This window comes from Bifidobacterium sp. A11, from assembly GCF_000499185.1.
GTDB classification, from domain to species: domain Bacteria; phylum Actinomycetota; class Actinomycetes; order Actinomycetales; family Bifidobacteriaceae; genus Bombiscardovia; species Bombiscardovia mizhiensis.
Map to the genome: position 1 here is coordinate 1 of NZ_AWUO01000005.1, position 19,145 is coordinate 19,145.

The 19,145-nt window shown below is 58.1% G+C and carries 12 protein-coding genes and 2 tRNA genes; 12 read left to right on the forward strand and 2 right to left on the reverse strand.

Annotated features, from left to right (window positions below; all coding sequences use genetic code 11):
• Positions 1–502: 502 nt before the first annotated feature.
• From P273_RS0105185 to P273_RS0105195, 3 genes are all read left to right on the forward strand, one after another.
• Entirely contained in the window at positions 503–3,364 is a 2,862-nt protein-coding gene (locus P273_RS0105185) for a hypothetical protein (protein WP_024627414.1), read from the forward strand.
• Positions 3,365–4,600: 1,236 nt separating this feature from the next.
• Complete coding sequence (locus tag P273_RS09815; RefSeq protein WP_253269579.1) at positions 4,601–6,622, forward strand: hypothetical protein; 2,022 nt, start codon at positions 4,601–4,603, stop codon at positions 6,620–6,622.
• Between the two features lie 410 nt (positions 6,623–7,032).
• A complete protein-coding gene (locus tag P273_RS0105195; RefSeq protein ID WP_024627416.1) occupies positions 7,033–9,972 on the forward strand; it encodes a hypothetical protein in 2,940 nt (979 codons plus the stop codon).
• Between the two features lie 53 nt (positions 9,973–10,025).
• Here P273_RS0105195 and P273_RS0105200 read toward each other — a convergent pair.
• Both P273_RS0105200 and P273_RS0105205 read right to left on the reverse strand, forming a co-directional pair.
• Positions 10,026–10,106 (reverse strand) — tRNA-Leu (locus P273_RS0105200).
• A gap of 40 nt (positions 10,107–10,146) precedes the next feature.
• A tRNA-Thr gene (locus tag P273_RS0105205) sits at positions 10,147–10,219 on the reverse strand.
• 121 nt (positions 10,220–10,340) lie between these two features.
• Here P273_RS0105205 and P273_RS0105210 point away from each other — a divergent pair.
• The 9 genes from P273_RS0105210 (at position 10,341) to P273_RS0105245 (ending at position 19,142) form a co-directional block, all read left to right on the forward strand.
• The gene (locus P273_RS0105210; RefSeq protein ID WP_024627417.1) at positions 10,341–11,465 is read left to right on the forward strand and encodes a mannose-1-phosphate guanylyltransferase; all 1,125 of its coding nucleotides are present in this window, start codon (positions 10,341–10,343) and stop codon (positions 11,463–11,465) included.
• Between the two features lie 129 nt (positions 11,466–11,594).
• Complete coding sequence (gene pgi, locus P273_RS0105215) at positions 11,595–13,292, forward strand: glucose-6-phosphate isomerase (RefSeq protein ID WP_024627418.1); 1,698 nt, start codon at positions 11,595–11,597, stop codon at positions 13,290–13,292.
• Between the two features lie 222 nt (positions 13,293–13,514).
• Entirely contained in the window at positions 13,515–13,886 is a 372-nt protein-coding gene (gene rplS / locus P273_RS0105220) for a 50S ribosomal protein L19 (protein ID WP_024627419.1), read from the forward strand.
• Positions 13,887–14,031: 145 nt separating this feature from the next.
• Positions 14,032–14,322 (forward strand): hypothetical protein, encoded by a 291-nt coding sequence (locus tag P273_RS09535; protein WP_051354136.1) that lies wholly within the window; start codon positions 14,032–14,034, stop codon positions 14,320–14,322.
• Positions 14,286–14,795, forward strand: a complete 510-nt coding sequence (gene lepB / locus P273_RS09270) for a signal peptidase I (RefSeq protein WP_051354137.1) — start codon at positions 14,286–14,288, stop codon at positions 14,793–14,795. Before P273_RS09535 ends, lepB begins: the two co-directional genes overlap by 37 nt.
• A 7-nt stretch (positions 14,796–14,802) precedes the next feature.
• On the forward strand, positions 14,803–15,510 hold the full coding sequence (locus P273_RS0105230) for a ribonuclease HII (protein ID WP_024627420.1): 708 nt from the start codon (positions 14,803–14,805) through the stop codon (positions 15,508–15,510).
• A 38-nt stretch (positions 15,511–15,548) separates the two neighbouring features.
• The gene (locus P273_RS0105235) at positions 15,549–16,670 is read left to right on the forward strand and encodes a LacI family DNA-binding transcriptional regulator (RefSeq protein WP_029676182.1); all 1,122 of its coding nucleotides are present in this window, start codon (positions 15,549–15,551) and stop codon (positions 16,668–16,670) included.
• Between the two features lie 101 nt (positions 16,671–16,771).
• Entirely contained in the window at positions 16,772–18,385 is a 1,614-nt protein-coding gene (locus P273_RS0105240) for a xylulokinase (RefSeq protein ID WP_024627422.1), read from the forward strand.
• Positions 18,386–18,449: 64 nt separating this feature from the next.
• The gene (locus P273_RS0105245) at positions 18,450–19,142 is read left to right on the forward strand and encodes an L-ribulose-5-phosphate 4-epimerase (RefSeq protein ID WP_024627423.1); all 693 of its coding nucleotides are present in this window, start codon (positions 18,450–18,452) and stop codon (positions 19,140–19,142) included.
• Positions 19,143–19,145: the final 3 nt, after the last annotated feature.

A 19,145-nucleotide genomic window follows, 5' to 3' on the forward strand; every position in this document is an offset into this window, starting at 1 on the left:
GTGCTCAGGATCCTGCTGCTGATAGCCCTTGGCCTGGTCGGCTTTGTGGCCTGCCTGAGGAACAAGCAGGAAAGCCGCCACTGATCCCGAAAGTATAAGCCAGGGCCCACGCTCCATCTTTCCATTCCATGAAGATGAGCGCGGGCCCTGTTTCTTTAATTCCTGTGCTGCTGCCGTTGCCGAAGCAGTATTCGCCACCAATTCGGACCGGACTGAGAGAAGACAGCATATTGCTTCTCGTCAGCTGGTTGCTGGGCCTGTCAGGGTCAAGAACTTGAATGGCTGCAAAACACCCGACTTGAATCCCAGATATTGCCCTTAATTTCTGTAGCCTTGAAAAGGCAAATAAAAATATAGATGCATTGTTGTGCTCTATGCAGTTGCCTTAATTGGGGGTAAGTCAAAAGCAGAGTTGATTTGTTCTAGAGCATGATTTCATTGTGATTTGGGGGGTATTGTATTGAAGCGTTTGCAAGAACGGGGCGCTAAGGGTTCACAAGGTGTGAGCCGTCCGATAATTGCCGTTCTGGTAACCCTTCTGGCGACACTGGCCATGGTTGTTCCGCTTGTGCTGAGCGCTCTGTCGGCTGGTCAGGCCAATGCCATCGATGAGCAGGACGAGACGGCCAGCAGGAAGCCTCTGCTCTATAGGATGTTGGGCTACAACAACAAGCTTGATTCCTATCAGGATGAGCTGCGCATGGACTTTATCCTGCGCGTGAAACACAACGAGTTCGACCCCTCTTGCGCCGATGCTACCAACAGTGCCGACACCAAGGGCAGTTGTAATCTGGCCTTTGTCTATCAGTACAAGGGGTCAGATGACACTTCCTTTTATCGCAGAATAAAGTATCTGAACACCATAGCTTCAGCATCATCCTCGGATCAGCCCTGGTCAGGAGCATATAAGTGGGCACAAAATAAAGACGAGTATTTCACCGTGCACACGATAATCAATTCCGGTTTATATGATTATCTGACCGTCTCCATCGAGGGTGATTTGGCGCTTAAGAATTCTGCTGATGCGTCATATTATCAGCCTGGTGGGGCCAGCGAGCCGGTGAATATCTACGCAGTTGTTGGCAAACAGGACGACGCACTATCTTGTCTTCGTCCAGGTAGTTCATGGAGTTGGAGCTCCGGAATCGATAATTGTCGCAATTTTAACCCTGACACCATGATTAATGCGCCGGACAGGGTATCCAACATTACCTCAGACTTAACGGCAGATGGCAAGGATTTCACCTTGTATATGCAGACATGCCTGGGCAAGGGCGCTGATCTTCAGTGCAGCGGCCCATATTCTTGGGTAGGCTGGAACAGCAACCCAAATCTCTATGGGGGCAATCAGGCTAATTGGGGCATGGTAACCGACTATGGTTTTCCTGACTATAAGAGCACTACTACTGGGGCAATCGCCGGCACTGCTCCGGGCACAGCCCCGGCACGATCCTTCTTCGTGTACTGGCTGAATGTGCGCGGCAGCACTAGAGATAATCCTGATGGCATCTGTTCTGAGACCAATTCGTATTATTACCAGTGGGTGGCTCTGAAGGATAGTGAATGGGTGCCTGTTGATGAGCTGACCCCTGAGCCGGTCCTGGTGACAGGCCAGCAGCCGTCTCCCAATTCGGTCACCACCACGGTTAGCAAGGCAGCCCAAGTCAGTAAGTATTCTGCTTTCAACTTGCCTCAACAAGCGGATAACCCCAATGAGATGTTTGCCACTGATAAGGATGGCAATCCTATGCCTGCCCAGAAGGCTGACGGCGGGATTGATTTCAAGGAGGCCAAGGCCAAGCAGGATCTTGATGGCTATTTCAAGATGGTCACCTGGCCAGTCACCACGAATCGGGACGGCAGCGCTTGTACCGTCAGCCCTGAGGTATACAACCCTGATCAGAAAGGTCTCGTTGGTATACGTGACGGCATGAGCAGCTCGGATATAGAGCGAAATATTGCTGCGGGCTGGACGATCAATAGTGCCTTCTATCAGTATGATGTGCCTCGTCCTGATGATCCGACGATCACGAAGATTGAGAACGATGCCGACAGCGCTCTCGATGCTTCAGGGAGCGTGTATACGTCGACACTTGATCCGGTGGTCAGTGGTGAGTGCACGCCTTCCAAGGATGCTGCGCGTCCCAACAAGGTTGTTCTCTATGGCGAGGATCCTGCCAATCCGATTGCTGGCGGGCAGCGTTCGAATGGTGAGGACCTGGTGAAAGCAGCGGATACGTGGGGGTTCAGGCTGGGCGAGACTGTCTGCAAGGTCGATCCCAAGAGCAAGCAGGGAGGATCCTGGCAGATACAGGACACCAATAAGCAGTATCCTTCACCAGACCCAGGCAACAAGTACAGCGGCTACAGGCGGTACCATGCCTGGGTGATCGAGTCTATCTCCGGGTTCGGTTTGACTTCCTTCTTCTCGAATGTTGGAACGGCTTATTTTGTCTCCGAGGAGAACGCGCCGGATGCGAGCAAACTCGCGGTCACTGTGCCTCATACCGTCAACGGGAGCCTGCCTGCGGATTCAGTTGTTGTGTTCAATGGCGAAGCGTCTCCTGTATATACGGCCTGGACCTCAGGAGAGCTGGGGATGACGGATTCCAGGATGGCTGTTTCGATGAAGCAGAAGACCGCCTCGGATTGGACGCCCCTGGTGACTACCCCAGCCAACACCTTCCAGAGGGATGCGGCGGCCGGCACCACGTCTTCCGTGGAAGATTCTGCAACAGGCCTCACGCTGGGCCTGAACAAGACAACGGCATCCACTTGGTCCTGGACGCTGAACATACCCACTGATAGGTTCAGCGGCTACGACGGCAGCGACGAGAAGCAAATGTATGATTTCCGCGTTGAAATGGTTAACCCGACGAGCAGCCGGTCAGAGCCTGCGTCCATCGAGCGAAAGGTCGACATGACACCGACAACGCTGGTCTTGGAGCGGTACGATGTGTTCCAGGTGGCTGGCAAGGCCTATAAATACGTGGACGGTGATACGAAGGTTCCCGAGACCAAGGGCACCGTGGTGCATGTGACCTGGCCTGGCGGCAGCGGCACGGATGTCGTTGTGGGGGACCAGGGTTCATGGCAGGTGGTTCCCCCTGAGGGTGTTAATCAGGGTGAGTTCTCTGCCCAGGTGCTTTCTGATGATGCTGAAGGTGCTGATGCGCAGGGCAGGTTCCAGGGTGGGAATCAGTCGGCTTCGGTGTCGCAGGAGTTGGAGTTCCGGCCTTCCAATTCGGCTTTGCCTTTGACCGGCGGCTGGCCGCTTTCCGTGCTCAGGATCATGCTGCTGATAGCCCTTGGTCTGGCCGGCTTCGTGGCCTGCCTGAGGAGCAGGCAGGAAAGCCGTCACTGATTACGGCGGCATAAGACAGGACTCGCCCCCACCTCATGAAATTGAAAGGCTGGGTGGGGAGTGGGTTCTGCCGTTGTCCAACCGACCCCCATCCCCAATGCAGACTGTGATTAGTCAAGACTCTGGACGGCCGCGAAACACCTTTGTCTGAATCCCGGATCACGCTTTCAGTCTCGGTACTCTTAAAGCATGTAAAGGGAAAAAGAAGATGCCATAAATGAAGATGCAGCACTTGTGCTTCAGGGTTTCGTGGCCTGCACCGGGGACCAATCAAGCGTGCAGTCCATCTGATCCTGGAGATGGTTGCATCGTGGTGTGGGGGGTAGCGTGTTGAACCGATTGCATGAAAGGGGCAATAAGGGTCCACGGCATGTGGATCGCCCCATAGTTGCTCTTTTGATAACCCTTCTGGCGACCCTGGCCATGGTTGTTCCGCTCGGGCTCAGCGCTCTGTCGGCAAACCAAGCCAATGCCATCGCTGGGCAAGGCGAGACGGCTAGCAGGAAGCCGCTGCTCTATAAGATGCTTGGTTACAACGACAAGATCGATTCCTACCAGGATGAGTTACGCATGGATTTCATCTTGCGTGTGAGGCACAACGATTTCAATCCTAATTGCGCCAATGCTACCAACGGTGCTGATACCCAGGGCACTTGTAATTTATCCTTTGTATATCCGTTCTGGGGTTCGCTGAATCAAACCTGGTATCGCAGGATAAAGTATTTGAATACTATAGCTTCAGCATCATCCACAGATAAGCCTTGGTCTGGAGCCGCCAAGTGGGCGAAGAATAGGGATGAGTACTTCACAGTACATAAGATAATTAACTCTGGTTTATATGACTACTTGGCTATTTCGCTTGAAGGTGATTTGAACCTCAGGGATAATTCCTCCGATCCTTCATACTATAAAGCTGGTGGTACAAGCGAGCCCTTAAATATCTTCGCGGTCGTTGGCCAACAGCAGGGAGCACTGTCGTGTGGTAGTCCAGGTTCTCCGTGGAATTGGAATTCCGGAGTTGATGAGTGTGGCAGTTTCGATTCTAAAACCATGATTAATGCGCCGGATAGAACATCCAATATTACCGAATCTTTAACGGCGAACGGCAAGAACTTCAAGCTGTATATGGGGGACTGCCTAGGCTCGGATGCTAATCTTCAATGCAGCGGACCATACTCGTGGATCGGATGGGATGACCAGCCGAAGCTCTACGATGGGAATCAAGCTAACTGGGGCATGGTGACCGATTATGGCTTTCCCGCCTATTCTGACGTTGATGATGGAAACATTGTTGGAAATGTCAACGGTACTCAACCAGGGGTGGCGCCGGCACGCTCCTTCTTCGTGTATTGGGAGAACCCCCGCGGAGGCAATGTCGGTAAGGGCATATGCTCCGAGACCACGTCATACTACTATCAATGGGTAGGTCTTAAAAACAATACTCAATGGGTGCCTGTCGATGATCTGACTCCTGAGCCGATCCTGGTGGAGGGCCAGAAGCCGAGTCCGAACACATTGACTACTACTACTTGGACCCAAGGAATAGTCGATGCTAATGCGGCCTTCAATTTGCCTAAGCAGCCGAATAATTCCAATGAGATGTTTGCCACTGACAAGAACGGCCAGCCTATGCCCGCTCAGAATGCTGATGGCTCCATTGACTTCAAGAAGGCCAAGGAAGACCAGGGTCTGGACGGCTATTTCAAGCTGGTTACCTGGCCTGTGACCAAGAACTTGAATGACACCGGCACCGTCAACAACTGCAATGTCAATCCCGAAGTATACAACCCCATGCGCAAGGGTCTCGCGGGCATTGATGATGGCATGTCTGACGCGAAGAAAGATGAGAACCTGACTGCAGGATGGACCATCGATACCGCCTTCTATAAGTATGATGTGCCTCGTCCCGATGATCCGACGATCACCAACATCCAGAATGATACTGACGGTTCCTTGAATGCCTCAGGGAGCGTCTATACCGGCAAGCTTGATCCTGTAGTCAGCGGTGAGTGCACTCCCTCCAAAGATGACACACATCCCAACACGGTTACTTTGTTCGGAGAGGATCCCGGCAATCCCTTCAAGGAGGGGCAGAGCAAGAGCAGTGACGATCTGGTGAAAAGCTCGGACTCTTGGGGGTTCAAGCTGGGAGAGACCGTATGCAGGGTCGATCCCAAGAGCAAACAGGGAGGGTCCTGGCAGATACAGGACACCAATAAACAGTATCCGTCGCCGGATCCGGGCAACAAGTACAACGGTTACAGGCGCTACCATGCCTGGGTGACTGAGTCCGCCTCCGGGTTCGGCCTGACCTCCTTCTTCTCGAACATAGGCACAGCCTATTTCGTCTCCAACGAGAATGCTCCGGATGGCAAGCTCTCTGTCACAGTGCCCCATACGAAAAATGGGATTCTGCCGGCAAACTCGGTCGTCACCGTCAAAGGGACTGTTTCACCTATATATACGGCCTGGTCCTCGGGAGGACTGGGGATGACTGATTCCAGGATGGCCGTTTCCATGAAGCAGAACACTGTTTCGGATTGGACCAGTCTGCTGACCACTCCGGCCAATACCTTCCAGCGGGATGCAGCAGCCGGCACCAAGTCTTCCGCCACGAACCCCACATCGGGCTCTGTGCTCAATATTGTCAAGACGACGGCTTCCACCTGGTCCTGGACCTTGAACATACCCGCTGACAAGTTCACCGGCTACAACGGTGACGATGAGACAGAGAAGTATACCTTCCAGGTCAAGATGATCAACCCTCTGAATGTCCCTTCGGATCCGGCTTCCATCAACCGGACGGTCGACATGACGCCAACTACTCTGATCCTGCAGCGGTACGATGTCTTCCAAGTGGCGGGCAAGGCCTATAAGTATGTCAACGGCAACACTAAGGTTCCTGAGACCAAAGGCACCATGGTCCATATAACCTGGCCCGGCAAGGGCAGCACCGATGTCGCCGTGGGAGACCAGGGTTCGTGGCAGGCGACTCCGCCTGAGGGCATCAATCAGGGAAAATTCACCGCTCAGGTTGCCTCCGATGATGCTGAAAGCAGTGATCCTCAAAGCGGCAACTTCCAGGGAGGAAACGAGTCGGCTGCGGTGTCGCATGGGCTGGAATTCCGGCCCTCCACCTCATCCCTGCCCTTCGCCGGAGGATGGCCGCTTTCCGTGCTCAAGATCCTGTTGATGTTGATACTGGGTCTGGCTGGCTTTGTGGCCTGCCTGAGGAACAGGCAGGAAAGCCGATACTGATTTCGGCTGCATAAGGCAGGGCCTGCGCTCACCTCCGTGGAATGAAGGGGATGGGGGCAGGCCCTGCTGGCGTTTCCTGTGCGCGAGATGGCGCTCGAACCCGCACGTCTGAAGGCAGCTGGAGTAAGAACCGCTTGACAGTATCAAACTGTCTTTCTTGCCATGACAGAGTGGCTTCCACCTACGACCCAGACCAGTCAGATGAAGACCGTAAACGGTCGCGAAATACCGGTTGCGAAACGCCCTATATGTATCCCAGATCGTGCTTGCAATTTCAGTGTTCGTAAAGCGCGTAAAGAAAAAGCAATGATGCTATTTTATTATCTCTATGATAGGGTCGAAGTTATTGGGGACAAATTAAAAGCAAAGTAGAGCCGCTCTAAGGAATAATTATATCTTGGTTTGGGGGTATGGTATTGAAGCGATTACAAGAACGGAGCGCCAAGGGTCCGCAGCATGTCAGCCGTCAGATCATCGCCGTTCTGGTAACCCTTCTGGCGACGCTGGCCATGGTTGTTCCGCTTGGGCTGAGCGCCCTTTCGGCCAATCGGGCCAATGCCGTTGATGAACAGGACGAAACGGCCAGTAGAACACCGAAGCTCTATAGGATGATGGCCTTCAACGACAGGATCGATGCCTACCAGGATGAGCTGCGCATGGACTTCATCCTGCGCGTGAAGCACAATGAGTTTAAGCCGGATTGTGTCGGTGTTGGTGGAACTGACACCAAAAATCCGTCACAATGCAATCTATCTTTCATCTATCAGTTTGTTGGTTCTGACAACCCTGGCTATTACAGACGCGTGCGGTATATGAACACCATTACTCCAGATGATTACGTAGACAACAATAAAAATGCCTATGCTTATGATGGGGCCTTAGCCTGGGCTAAGAATCAGGATGAGTTCTTCACCGTTCATAAGATAATCAATTCTGGTTTGTACGACTACCTGACCATATCCATTGAGGGTGATATGAATATCGCGGATTCGTCCAAAGATCCTGCGAAATTTGCGGCTGGCGGTCACCCCGAGCCCTTGAATGTCTTCGCCATCGTTGGTGACCAGAATAAGGCCCTGTCTTGCGGTAGTTCTTCCTGGTCCTGGACTACCAATAACTGCAGCAATTTTGATCCTGCTTCCATGAGTGATTTACAGGCTCAGGATAGATATTCAAATATCACGGCAAGCATGTCCCAGGACAAACAGATGAAAGTGTATATGGGTTACTGCTTGGACAGCAAAGCAGATATGAAGTGCAGTGGCCCTTATTCTTGGGTCGGTTGGGACACCAACCCAAATCTCTATCAAAACAATCAGGCTAACTGGGGCATGGTGACGGATTACGGTTTTCCTGACTATAAGGGCAACACTACTGGGCAAATCAATGGCACTGCTCCGGGCACAGCTCCGGCACGGTCATTCTTCGTGTACTGGTTGAATCCGCGTGGCAGTACCAATGATAATCCTGATGGCATATGTTCTGAGACCAATTCGTATTATTATCAGTGGGTGGCTTTGAAGGATAGCGAGTGGGTGCCTGTTGATGAGTTGACCCCTGAGCCGGTGCTGGTGACAGGCCAGCAGCCGTCTCCCAATACGGCGACTACCACGACCAGCAAGGCAGCCCAAGTCAGTAAGTATTCCGCTTTCAACGTGAGCCCAAAGGATCCGAGGTATCTCGACAACCCCAACGTGCTTTTTGCAACCGACAAGGATGGCAATCCTATGCCTGCTCAGAAGGATGATGGCGGGATTGATTTCAAGCTGGCCAAGGAGAAGCAGGATCTTGATGGCTATTTCAAGATGGTCACCTGGCCTGTTACCACGAATCGGGACGGTAGCGCTTGTACCGTCAGTCCTGAAGTGTATAACCCCAAGAGCGCTGGTCTTGTAGGGATAAACGATGGTATGTCCACCGTTGAGAAGGATACGAATATCGCTGCGGGCTGGACGATTAATAGTGCCTTTTATAAGTATGATGTGCCTCGTCCTGATGATCCGACAATCACCAAGATCGAGAATGATGCGGATGCCGACTTGGATGCTTCTGGGAGCGTGTATACGACCAAGCTTGATCCGGTAATCAGCGGTGAGTGCACGCCCTCCAAGGATGCTGCCCGTCCCAACAAGGTCACTCTCTACGGGGAGGATCCCAACAATCCTATTGCGGAGGGGCAAGGCGCGAATGGCGATGACCTGGTGAAAAGCTCGGACACATGGGGATTCAGGTTGGGCGAAACCGTATGCGAGGTCGACACCGGTAGCAAGCAGGGGGGCTCCTGGCGGATACATGACACGAACAAGCTGTATTCGTCCCCGGATCCGGGCAACAAGTACAGCGGCTACAGACGTTATCATGCCTGGGTAACTGAATCTATCTCCGGGTTCGGCCTGACCTCCTTCTTCTCGAATATCGGCACGGCGTATTTCGTCTCAGGCGAGAACGTTCCGGATGCGAGCAAGTTCTCGGTCACGGTGCCTCATACGGTAAACGGGAGTCTCCCGGCGGATTCGGTGGTCACATTCAAGGGTGAGGTGTCGCCTGTGTATACGGCCTGGTCCTCGGGAGGGCTGGGGATGACGGATTCTAGCATGGCTGTTTCCATGAAGCAGAATGCTGACTCGGACTGGACGCCCCTGGTGACCACCTCGGCCAACACCTTCCAGAGGGATGCAGCGGTCAGCACGGTGTCTTCCGTCGCGGATTCCGCGACAGGTCTTACGCTGGGCTTGACCAAGACGGCGGATTCCACCTGGTCCTGGTCGCTGGATATTCCTGCTGACAAGTTCGCTGGCTATAACGGCAGTGACGAGACGCAGACCTATACCTTCCAGGTTGAGATGATCAACCCGATGAACCTACGCTCGAACCCGGCATCCATCGAGCGCAAGGTCGACATGACACCCACCACACTGGTCTTGGAGCGGTACGACGTCTTCCAAGTGGCTGGCAAAGCCTACAAGTATGTGGACGGGGACAGGAAGATTCCCGAGACCAAGGGGACCGCTGTCCGGATAACCTGGCCTGGAAATGGCAACAACAGCACCGATGTCATTGTGGGGGACCAGGGTTCATGGCAGGCGACTCCGCCTGAGGGTGTCAACCAGGGTGAGTTTACTGCTCAGGTGCTTTCCGACGATGCCGAGGGCCCTGATGCCCAAGGCAGGTTCCAGGGCGGGAACCAGTCGGCGTCAGTTTCGCATGAGCTGGAATTCCGCCCCTCGACGTCCTCTCTGCCTCTTACCGGCGGCTGGCCGCTTTCGATGCTCAAGATCATGCTGCTGATAGCCCTTGGTCTGGTGGGCTTCGTGGCCTGCCTGAGGAACAAGCAGGAAAGCCGCCACTGATCCCGGCAGGATCAGACAGGGCCTGTTCTTGCAGGCCCTGTTCTTAATACCCGTGCGCGAGATGGGACTCGAACCCACACGTCCGAAGACACAGGAACCTAAATCCTGCGCGGCTACCATTACGCCACTCGCGCGTACGACATACCCTGCCATTGAAAGGGCAGCTGGTGGAAGAGCCACTTGACAGAATCGAACTGTCGACCTTCTCATTACGAGTGAGACGCTCTGCCAACTGAGCTAAAGTGGCCTTCGCCTCCCGTCCGGACCTGCCGGAAGAAGACAACATGCTACATCATACTGGATGCGCGCGATAAAAACGCTTTGGGTTTCGGGCCGAGGGTGTACAAGCTTCTTGACACAATGGAGGTATGGATCTCAATGATTTCTATGCCGTCATTCCGGCCGGTGGCGTGGGTACCCGGCTCTGGCCATTGAGCCGTCAGGACCGGCCCAAGTTTCTCTATGATCTGTTGGGGTCAGGCAGAACCATGATCCAGGGTACTTTTGACCGGCTGGCTGGCATCTGCGGGGCCGATCATGTGGTCGTCTCCACTGGCCAGCGGCATGTGGACCAGGTGCGCCAGCAGCTTCCGGATCTGGCTGAGGACGCGCTCTTTGCCGAGCCTGTTCCCCGCGATTCCACGGCGGCTATAGCCCTGGCGACTGCTGTGCTGGCCCAGCGGCACGGCGGGGAAATCATCGTGGGCTCCTTCGCCGCCGACCACGTTATCCGCGACGACAAAGCGTTCGCAGCCTCGGTGGGGCAGGCGGTGGCAGCGGCCCGGGCCGGTTATGTGACCACCATCGGCATCGCCGCCTCTCGTCCCTCCACCGCCTTCGGCTACATCCACCAGGGTCCCTCCCTGGCCGATCGCATTCCCGGCGCCCCGGATGCCCACCTGGTCAGCGAATTCGTCGAGAAGCCGGATGCCTCTACAGCCCAGGCCTACCTGTCTACAGGGGAGTACCGATGGAACGCCGGCATGTTCGTCATGCAAGCGCAGGTGCTCCTGGACTGCCTGCGTCGTTACAAGCCTGAGCTCCACGCCGCGGTCATGGCCATTGCCCAGGTCTGGGATCAGGGCGGGCAGGCCCGCAGCCAGGCCATGGAGGAGCACTGGCCGAGCATCGAGAAGATCGCCTTCGACTATGCCGTAGCCGAGCCCCTATCGGCGGCTGGTGGCGTGGCGGTTGTTCCAGGGGGCTTCGATTGGGATGACATCGGCGACTTCAATTCAGTGGCGGGCCTGCTGCCGTCGTCCAACAGGCGCAACATCAAGATCCTTGGAGACGCCGACCGGGTCATGTATCTGGATTCAGCCGGAGACATGGTCGTGCCCGGCTCGGAACGCACGGTTGCTCTTCTGGGTGTGGATGACATGATCGTCGTCGACACTCCCGATGCTCTCCTGGTGGCCCCCCGGGCCCGCAGTCAGGAAGTCAAGGACATGGTGGCCAAGCTGGCCCAGTACGGCTGTGACGACATACTCTGACAGCGATCCGGCTCCGTTAAGAAAATTGACTGATTTTGTTGTCTTCTGTCTGCTTTTGTGAGTAGTTTGGGTTACAGAACCGGGTGCTCGGTAGACCGGGCATCACCTCATGAAAGGACCCGAACAACCATGGCCATCAATCCTCCAGTGGACGCTACCAGCACCAAGGCCTGGGCGGCCTTGCACCAGCACTTCGACGACATGCAGCGCCAGGGGATCGATCTGCGCGCATGGTTCGCCAAGGACCCGCAGCGCACCGAAAAGCTCAGCTTCGAGCTGGGTGATCTCTATATCGATCTGTCCAAGAACCTGATTCAGCCTGAGACCCTGTCCCTGCTGGCCCAGCTGGGCCGCGAGGTCGGCCTTGAGGAGCGGATCGAGGCCATGTTCAACGGCGAGCACATCAACAACACCGAGGACAGGGCCGTTCTGCACACAGCCCTGCGCCGTCCCGAGGAGGATCGCGGCCGACTGATTGTGGACGGCCAGGATGTGGTGGGCGATGTCCGCGACACCCTCAAGCGCATCTATGCCTTTGCCGACCAGGTCCGCTCGGGCAGCTGGACCGGTCTGACCGGCAAGCGGATCACCACCGTGGTCAATATCGGCATCGGCGGTTCCGACCTTGGTCCGGTCATGGCCTACGAGGCTCTGAAGCCCTATGCGGATGCCGGCATCAGCGCCCGCTATATCTCCAACATTGACCCCAACGACCTGGCCGAGAAGACGCGCGATCTGGACCCGGAGACCACGCTCTTCATCATCGTCTCCAAGACCTTCACCACCCTGGAGACCCTAACCAACGCCCGCCAGGCCCGCGCCTGGCTTCTGAAGAGCCTGGGGGAGCGTGGCCTGCTGTCCAAGGACGGCGAGGATCTTTCGGCCGAGGCCATCCGTCGGCACTTCATCGCCGTTTCCACCGCCCTGGACAAGGTGCGCGACTTCGGCATCGATCCTGACAACGTCTTCGGCTTCTGGAACTGGGTCGGCGGCCGGTACTCGGTGGATTCCGCCGTGGGCACCTCCCTGGCCATCACCATCGGCCCCGAGCGCTTCGAGGAGTTCCTCAAGGGCTTCAACACCGTTGATCGCTACTTCCGCGCCACTCCTCTGGATCGGAACGTAGTTGCCCTGATGGGTCTGCTCAACGTCTGGTACGTCAACTTCTTCGGCGCCCACTCCCACGCCGTGCTGCCCTATGACCAGTATCTGCACCGCTTCCCGGCCTACCTGCAGCAGCTGACCATGGAGTCCAACGGCAAGTCCGTGCGCTGGGACGGCACCCCGGTGACCAGCCTGACCGGCGAAATCTTCTGGGGGGAGCCCGGCACCAATGGCCAGCACGCCTTCTACCAGCTCATCCACCAGGGCACTCGCCTGATTCCCGCTGACTTCATCGCCTTCGCCAACACTCCCAACCCGGCCAAGGACGGCGACCAGGACGTGCATGAGCTCTTCCTGGCCAACTTCCTGGCCCAGACCAAGGCATTGGCTTTCGGTAAGACCGCCGACGAGGTCCGCGCCGAGGGCACTCCGGAGGCTATCGTCCCTGCCCGTGTCTTCACTGGCAACCGGCCCACCACCTCCATCTTCGGCGATGCGCTGACCCCGGCAGCCCTGGGCGAGCTGATCGCCCTCTACGAGCACATCACGCTGACCGAGGGTACTGTTTGGGGCATTGATTCCTTCGACCAGTGGGGCGTTGAGCTGGGCAAGAAGCTGGCTCGCGAGATCACCCCGGCCATCTCCCGGGACGACCAGGCGCTGGCCGAGCAGGATCAGTCCACTAAGTCCCTGATTGCCTTCTACCGGGCCCACCGCCGCTAATGTCCAGCCGGGCCCATGCAGGTCCGGCTCGTGGTATATTATTGGACAGTTGTTTGCCGGAAGGGTAGCTGCCGCATGGGCTCCCTTCCTTTCAGGTCCAGCCGGATGCTCCGGCGGATCGGCACCCCCGACGGCAGACCGTCGGGTTCCGTCGAGGATCGCCTCCTTTGGTGGTTGCGGTCCATGTCATGGGTCGATGTGCGGCGGCCATGGAGGAACAGCATGAACGCGATTCAGGAATTTGACGCCAGCCACATGAAGCCTGCGGAGCAGATCCCCGACTTCCGTCCCGGCGATACGGTCGAGGTCAACGTCAACATCACTGAGGGCAATAACTCCCGTATCCAGGCTTTCACAGGCGTGGTGATCGCCCGCCAGGGCTCCGGCGTGCGCGAGACCATTCTGGTGCGCAAGGTCAGCTTCGGCGTGGGCGTCGAGCGTCGCTTCCCTCTGCACTCCCCGCAGATTGACTCCATCAAGGTGCTGCGCCACGGCCGTGTCCGCCGCGCCAAGCTCTACTACCTGCGTGGGCTGCACGGCAAGGCCGCCCGCATTGTCGAGCGTCGCGACAACAAGGCAGAGTCCAACAAGTAGGATTCAGCCAGGGCGACCCAGTCCAGGCCTGGCCGCTAACACCCGGGATGTAATGCTCCCGGGTTTTTCCATGCTTGGGTGTGTACGCTATGAGGCATGCGGAACCTTTTTGCGTGTGGGTTCCGGCGGATGACAAGGAGTGGATATGGCCCTTCGGGATGAGGAAGCAACCTCGTCGGGACTCTGGTACCCGGACGGCAGGCAGGCCACCTCAGCCCCGGTGCCGCCCCGTCATGCCTTCGACCGCCCGGGTGGGCGCGGCTCCACCAAGGGCAGTCACCCGCGGCTGGGCGAGCGCGGTTTCCTGCCCGAGTTTTTGTTCGAGCTGGTTGCCTTGCTGGCCGTCGTCGCCATCCTGCGCATATTTTTGTCAGCATCTACGTCATCCCCTCCGGTTCTATGGAGAACACCCTTGGCATCGGAGACAGAATCCTGACCACTCACCGGCTGACCAGGTCCATGATGGCCCCCCGCCGAGGTGATGTGGTGGTTTTCACTGATCCTGCCAACTGGCTAGGCGAAGAGTCCACACCCAGCTTTCGCGGCAGTCACCTGGTCAAGCGTCTGATCGGCATGCCCGGCGACACAGTGGCCTGCAAGGGTCATGGCGCCCCAGTCACCGTCAACGGTGTCGCCTTGGATGAGAGCTCCTACCTGCGTCCAGGAGTGGAGCCCAGCTCCTTTGCTTTCAAAATCAAGGTGGATCCTGGGTACGTCTTTGTCATGGGCGATAACCGTTCCAACTCCGCCGATTCCCGCCTGCACAAGGACGACGGCCACAATGGTCTGGTCCCCATGGACAACATCAAGGGCACCGCGCTGCTGACCTATTACCCGGTGGGCAGCTGGAAGCTGCTCAACAACCAGCACAAGGTCTTCGACTCTGTGCCCGAGCCGACGCAGGACTGAACCGGCTGTGAGGCGGATCCTGCCGACCCTGGCCACCGAGGCTGCCTTGGCTGACCAGGGAGCTGAGTATGTGCTGGGCCTGGATGAGGTCGGCCGTGGGGCCCTGGCGGGTCCGGCCATGGTCGGCGTGGTGGCGGTCCGGTCCGCCGACCTGCCTCATCTGAAGGTCCCTGACGGGGTGGCTGATTCCAAGATGCTGACCCCTGCGCGTCGACTGGCCATGTACCGTGACCTGGAGGACTGGGCTGCCGGTTGGGCGGTGGGGGCCTGCTCCAATCATGAGATCGATCAGTGGGGCATCGTCCACGCCCTGGGCATCGCCGCCCTGCGTGCGCTGGCCGAGTTGGAGCATGGGATGGGCCTGGGAGCAGACTGCAATCTGGCTGCCATCCTCGACGGTCCCCATGACTACATCACACCGGCAGCCGACAGTTTTGACGCCCCTGACCTCCCGGTTCTGCCCAAGGTTTCCACCCAGGTCAAGGGTGATGCCCACTGTGCCAGTGTGGCCTGCGCAGCAGTCATCGCCAAGGTCACCCGTGACCAGCTTATGGTTCGGCTGGCTGCCTCCGATCCCGCCCTGGCCCCCTACCAGTGGGAGCACAACAAGGGCTATGGGTCGCCTGCGCACCTGGAGGCCATTCGCCGTCTGGGGCCCAGCCGTCTGCACCGGGTCAGCTGGCATTTGCCTTCGTCCGGTCCCGGCAGGGGCTAATATCGGAACGGTCGACACGGCTATCGGAAGAAGGTCACATGCCCGCAGGCAGCGGGGGCAGGTCACGGTCCAAACGCCCCTCCATGTTCGAGGTTGCCCGGCTGGCCGGGGTTTCTCACCAGACCGTGTCCAGGGTTATCAACAACTCTAAGGACGTTTCTCCAGCCACCCGGATCAAGGTCCAGCAGGCCATCAGGAAGCTGGGCTACCGTCCCAGCAACTCTGCGCGGGCCCTGGCATCCAGCCGCAGCCGGACCATCGGACTGGTGGCTGGCGGTGTCAGTCTCTTCGGGCCTGTTTCGTCAATCACGGCCATCGAGACCGTGGCCCGTTCCCATGGACTGTTCATGTCGGTCATGATGGTGGACGAGTCGGCCTGCACGCTTGCCGGATTCCAGGAACTCTGCGGCACCTTCTTGGAGCAGAATGTGGATGCCTTCATCTTTCTGACGCCGACCGACACCATGTTCCAGGCCGCCTGCCAGGTTGAGGTGAGCCAGCCCCGGGTCATCGTCACCTCCACGCATGGCATCACCAGCGTCGAAGAGGCCTTGAGCCGCAGGCGGGGTGACGGCCGTATTGCCCTAACCGGAATCGACCAGTGGGGTGCCGTTCAGCGGCTGGCCCGACTGCTGGTCTCCCGGGGCCATAGGCGGGTGCTCTACATGGCCGGACCTGCGCAGTGGCGGGATGCAGCCACCCGGCTGGCCTCCTGGAAGGTGGCCTGCGCTCGCTGCCGCATACGAACAGCCGTGGTCCACGCCCGCAGCTGGGAGGCAGGGGAGTCCTACACGCTGATGAACCACCTGATCGATCAGCGGGGCATGAGCGGTACCTCCCTGCCTTCAGCCGTGGTCACTGCCAATGACAATCAGGCTGTGGGCGTGGCCCGGTCCCTGCAGGAGCATGGCATCCGCATTCCCAGTGACATCAGTCTGGTGGGCTTCGACGATGTACCCACGGTAGACAACATGTATCCGCCGCTGGCCACGGTCCGTCCCCGCTTTGAGGATCTGGGGGTGGCCACCATGCGGCAGGTCCTGGCCCTTCTTCACCAGGGGCAGCCGGTGGACTTCCCGGTCACCCACCATGGGGTGGGACTGATCCAGGCGGATGTGATTCAGCGTCGGTCACTGGGCTACGCCATCAAGCGCCTTTGACCACTGTTGGCTAGCACCCGCTGGTTTGCCTGATGCTTTGGTCTCGGTTACAATCGTAACCAGGCTATGTGAGCGTTAACATATCAGGCAAAGGAGCAGACATGGTTGTTGGCGAACAAGGCGTCATCGTGAGTGAATTAAAGGAGGGCGCGACTAGTCTGGGCATCGAATTCGGCTCCACCCGCATCAAGGCTGTGCTGATTGACCATGACTACCGGACGCTGGCCACCGGGGATGTCGAGTGGGAGAACCGGCTGGAGGACGGCCTCTGGACCTACTCCATGGACCAGATCCACCAGGGTCTGCAGGCGGCCTATGCGGCCATGGCCGAGGATGTCCGTCGCCAGTACGGGGTGACGCTGACCAAGATCGGTGCCATGGGAATTTCGGCCATGATGCACGGCTACCTGGCCTTCGACAAGGATGGCCAGCTGCTGGTGCCCTTCCGCACCTGGCGCAACACCAACACCCGTCAGGCCCACGAGGAGCTTTCACAGGCCTTCAAGATCAATATTCCCGAGCGCTGGTCCATCGCCCACCTCTACCAGGCCATTCTGAATGGCGAAGAGCATGTGCCCAGGGTGGCCTACATTACCACCCTGGCCGGCTACATGCACTGGAGGCTCTCCGGCCGCAAGGTCATCGGCATCGGTGATGCCTCGGGCATGTTCCCCATCGATTCCTCGCGCAAGGAGTTCGACCAAGGCCTGCTGGACATCTTCTCCCGACTGCCCCAGGTCCAGGCCCAGCCCTGGGACATCCACGACCTGCTGCCTGAGCCATTGACCGCCGGCAGCGACGCGGGGGCACTGACCGCAGAAGGTGCCGCCTTGCTCGATCCCAGTGGTCAGCTGCAGCCCGGCGTGCCCATGGCTCCGCCCGAGGGTGATGCGGGAACCGGCATGGTGGCGACCAACGCGGTTCGTCCCCGCACCGGCAATGTGTCTGCGGGCACATCCATCTTCGCCATGGTGGTTCTGGAGCATCCCCTGCGTGACTTCCACCCCGAGGTGGATCCGGTCACCACACCGGCTGGGGATCCGGCCGGCATGAGCCATGCCAACAACTTCACCTCGGACCTGAACGCCTGGGTTGGGTTGTTTGGGGACTTCGCCAAGGCCGCCGGTCTGGACCTGAAGGGGAATGCGCTCTACGCCACCCTGTTCAACCAGGCGCTCCAGGGAGATAAGGACGCCGGCGGGTTGATCAACTATTGCTTCTATTCCGGGGAGTTCCTGGCTGGCCTGGAGGAGGGCCGCCCCGTCTTTGCCCGCGGCCCCGAGGGACGGATGACCCTGGCCAACTTCATGCGGGCCCAGCTCTTCTCGGCCTTCTCGCCGGTCACCATCGGCATGGATGTGATGACCCGGCAGGAGCATGTCCAGGTGGACACCATGGTCGGTCACGGCGGCATCTTCGCCACCCCAAAGGTGGCCCAGCGAATCCTGGCCGCCGCCTTCAATGCCCCCATCAAGGTCATGTCCACCGCTGTGGAGGGGGGCGCCTGGGGCATGGCCGTCCTGGCCGACTATCTGGGTCATGCCGACCAGACCCTGGCCGACTACCTGGATGCCAATGTCTTTGCGGGTGTCCAGTCCACAACAGAGCAGCCGGATCCGGCTGATGTAAAGGGATTCAGAACCTTCTTCGACCGCTTCACCAAGGGCCTGCCCATCGAGCAGGCGGCCGTGAAGACCATCCCCCTGCAGGGATGAGACCGGGAGCTGAAAACGTCAAGCGGCCGGATCAGCGGGATCGGGCCGGGAAAAGGAGTTGCTGATGGTGTCCTTGGCTGATTATTCGCCCGAGGTGCGCGACGAGGTGAAACTGGTGCGCGAGCAGGTGGCCACCCTGCATGCGCAGTTGACCAGGTGGAATCTGGTGGTCTGGACGGCGGGCAACGTTTCGCAGCGGTTGCGCTCTGCCGATCTGATGGTCATCAAGCCCTCGGGGGTGCGCTATGAGCACCTGACCCCGGGATCCATGGTGGTCACCGATCTGGATGGCAATGTTGTGGACGGCGCCGAGGCCCCCTCTTCGGACACGCTATCCCATGCCTATATCTACAGGCACATGCCAGAGGTCTACGGCGTGGTTCACACCCATTCCACCTATGCCACCGCCTGGGCGGCCACCGGCAGGGACATTCCCTGCGTGCTGACCATGATGGGCGACGAGTTCGGCGGCCCCGTACCGGTGGGTCCCTTTGAGCTGATCGGCTCGGAGGCCATCGGCAAGGGCGTGGTTGATACGCTCAAGGATCACCCGGGCTGCCCGGCCGTGCTCATGCGCAACCATGGGCCCTTCACTGTGGGAACGGATGCGGAGGCTGCAGTCAAGGCGGCGGCCATGACCGAAGAGGTGGCCCACACGGTCTGGGCAGCCGAGCAAATCGGCACGCCCAAGCCCATCGATCCGGCTGACATAGCCAAGCTCAACGACCGGTACCAGCACGTCTACGGCCAGCACTGAGCC

Coding starts and splice junctions, on each gene's coding strand:
- P273_RS09815 (WP_253269579.1), top strand. CDS start 4,601: ATGGTGACCGATTATGGCTTTCCCGCCTATTCTGACGTTGATGATGGA.
- P273_RS0105195 (WP_024627416.1), top strand. CDS start 7,033: ATGGTATTGAAGCGATTACAAGAACGGAGCGCCAAGGGTCCGCAGCAT.
- P273_RS0105210 (WP_024627417.1), top strand. CDS start 10,341: ATGGATCTCAATGATTTCTATGCCGTCATTCCGGCCGGTGGCGTGGGT.
- pgi (WP_024627418.1), top strand. CDS start 11,595: ATGGCCATCAATCCTCCAGTGGACGCTACCAGCACCAAGGCCTGGGCG.
- rplS (WP_024627419.1), top strand. CDS start 13,515: ATGAACGCGATTCAGGAATTTGACGCCAGCCACATGAAGCCTGCGGAG.
- P273_RS09535 (WP_051354136.1), top strand. CDS start 14,032: ATGGCCCTTCGGGATGAGGAAGCAACCTCGTCGGGACTCTGGTACCCG.
- lepB (WP_051354137.1), top strand. CDS start 14,286: ATGGAGAACACCCTTGGCATCGGAGACAGAATCCTGACCACTCACCGG.
- P273_RS0105235 (WP_029676182.1), top strand. CDS start 15,549: ATGCCCGCAGGCAGCGGGGGCAGGTCACGGTCCAAACGCCCCTCCATG.
- P273_RS0105240 (WP_024627422.1), top strand. CDS start 16,772: ATGGTTGTTGGCGAACAAGGCGTCATCGTGAGTGAATTAAAGGAGGGC.
- P273_RS0105245 (WP_024627423.1), top strand. CDS start 18,450: ATGGTGTCCTTGGCTGATTATTCGCCCGAGGTGCGCGACGAGGTGAAA.